Origin of the sequence: Pseudoalteromonas sp. TB25, from assembly GCF_000497995.1 — a bacterium.
In the GTDB taxonomy this organism is placed as follows: domain Bacteria; phylum Pseudomonadota; class Gammaproteobacteria; order Enterobacterales; family Alteromonadaceae; genus Pseudoalteromonas; species Pseudoalteromonas distincta.
In genome coordinates, this window is the sequence record NZ_AUTI01000253.1 from 1 (window position 1) to 2,134 (window position 2,134).

Consider the following 2,134-nt stretch of genomic DNA (forward strand, 5'->3'; position numbering starts at 1 on the left):
GCGGTTTTTGCGTGCGCTTTACCGGTATTATTGGGATTAATGCAAAAAATTATGGCGCCAAGACTAATAAATACGATGGGCCAAATTTCAAAAGGGGCATAGCCAAAAGTTAAAACAAGGCCCGCAACGAGTGCGAGCCATGCTTTTTTATCTTTTGCTAATAGGGTAAGTCTAGTTAGCAGTTTCTTCACTGTCGTTATCATCAGCCTTAGGAACGGTGACTTGCAGTTGCAAAATACGACGATTGTCGGCGTTGGTTACTTTAAATTGGTAACCTTCTATGTCAATCGTTTCACCACGGCTTGGCATATGACCAAATGCGTGCAGTACAGTTCCGCCAATAGTATCGGCTTCGTCTGTGCTGTAGCCTGTTTTAAAATGCTCGTTAAAGTCATCTACAGGAGTGAGTGCTTGCACTACGTGGACATGTTTAGCAAGTTGACGAATATCTTGATGTTCTTCTTCTTCGTCGTGCTCATCTTCGATTTCGCCAACAATTATTTCAAGAATATCTTCAATCGTTACTAAGCCCGATACGCCGCCGTATTCGTCAATAACAACAGCCATATGGTAGCGTTGCTGACGGAATTCGTTTAGCAATGTATCAACACGTTTGCTTTCAGGTACTACCATTGCTGGGCGTAAATAATCACGTATTGATGGTAAATGCTCGTCTTTATTTAAGATTAGTGGCAATAAATCTTTAGCGAGTAAAAAACCTTCTACATGATCTTTGTCTTCAATCACCACTGGAAAACGTGAGTGAGTTGAGTCAACCATCATTGGAATTAGTTCTTCAAGCGGGCTGTCGATCTCAAGAGTGATCATTTGTGAGCGCGGAACCATTATGTCTCGCACTTTAAGCTCAGACACGCCAAGCACACCTTCTATCATCTCTTTTGTTTCTGGATCGATTACGTCTCGTTCTTGCGCATCGGCAATAACTTCGACCAGCTCTTCTCTATTCTGGGGTTCCCCTTGCAACATTTGGGCTATTCTGCCCAACCACGTTTTGCCAGAAGAACCCTGGCTAGATTGCGAGTTACCGTCGCTCATTGCGTCTAATTGCTCCGTTAATTTAAATATCGTCCCGGTATGGGTCTGCTATGTTTAGCTCTGCAAGTAATTGCTTTTCGATGCTTTCCATCTCTAAAGCGTCTTCACTCTTTATATGGTCAAATCCAAGCAAATGCAAGCATCCGTGAATAACCATGTGAGCAAAGTGGTCATGAAATGACTTCTCTTGCTCAATTGCTTCAGCTAATACAATGGCTGGGCAAATAATTAAATCCCCAACCAAGGGAATATCTATGCCTGGTGGTGCTTCAAATTCGAACGACAGTACGTTGGTCGGTTTATTTTTACCGCGATAGTCGTTATTAAGTTGTTGCGATTGCGCTTCGTCGCTAATAACGATACTGAGTTCGGACTCATCACGGTATTGGCTAAGGGCTTTGTCGGCCCATAGCGCAAATTGTTCTTCGCTTGGGAGGTTGTCAAACTCACAGGCTATTTGTAAATCAAGTTCGGTTGTCAAAGTATTACTCTTTAGTAGTAGGCTGTTGAAGAGCAGCGAGTGCGTCTTTTGCGTTTTGCTTTTCAATGCGCTTAAGTCGCTCGCTTTCGTCGTTACGCTCGTATGCTTCAACTATGCGTGCTACAACAGGGTGACGTACTACGTCGTGGGCTTTGAAGTAGTTAAAGCTAATTTCGTTTACGCCATCAAGTACTTCAATTGCATGGCGAAGGCCTGAGCGTGTGCCACGAGGTAAATCGACCTGTGTAATATCGCCTGTAATCACCGCTTTTGAGTTAAACCCTATACGGGTTAAAAACATTTTCATTTGCTCGGCGGTGGTATTTTGGCTTTCATCTAAAATAATAAAGGCATCGTTTAAAGTACGTCCGCGCATGTAAGCAAGCGGTGCGACTTCGATGATATTTTTTTCGATGAGTTTTTCTACTTTTTCAAAACCTAGCATTTCAAAAAGAGCATCGTAAAGAGGGCGCAGGTATGGGTCTATTTTTTGACTTAAATCACCTGGTAAAAAGCCAAGCTTTTCGCCAGCTTCTACAGCAGGGCGCGTTAGTAATATACGGCGTATTTCTTGGCGCTCAAGAGCGTCGACGGCGG

At 43.4% G+C, this 2,134-nt stretch carries 3 protein-coding genes and 1 pseudogene; all 4 read right to left on the reverse strand.

Annotated elements, in window-relative coordinates; genetic code table 11:
- A pseudogene (locus L652_RS1000000125370) lies at positions 1-191 on the reverse strand (apolipoprotein N-acyltransferase); the annotation flags it as partial.
- On the reverse strand, positions 172-1,056 hold the full coding sequence (gene corC / locus L652_RS0107995) for a CNNM family magnesium/cobalt transport protein CorC (protein ID WP_002958541.1): 885 nt from the start codon (positions 1,054-1,056) through the stop codon (positions 172-174). The gene corC and the pseudogene L652_RS1000000125370, both read right to left, overlap by 20 nt.
- Before the next feature lie 22 nt (positions 1,057-1,078).
- Positions 1,079-1,537 (reverse strand): rRNA maturation RNase YbeY, encoded by a 459-nt coding sequence (gene ybeY, locus L652_RS0108000; RefSeq protein WP_024596412.1) that lies wholly within the window; start codon positions 1,535-1,537, stop codon positions 1,079-1,081.
- A 4-nt stretch (positions 1,538-1,541) separates the two neighbouring features.
- Positions 1,542-2,134 (reverse strand): PhoH family protein (locus tag L652_RS01000000123490; protein WP_024596413.1); only part of this gene is annotated, 593 nt, incomplete at its 5' end.

What these genes read in the sequence shown, in the direction of transcription:
- corC (WP_002958541.1), bottom strand. Translation starts at nt 1,056, where the DNA reads ATGAGCGACGGTAACTCGCAATCTAGCCAGGGTTCTTCTGGCAAAACG.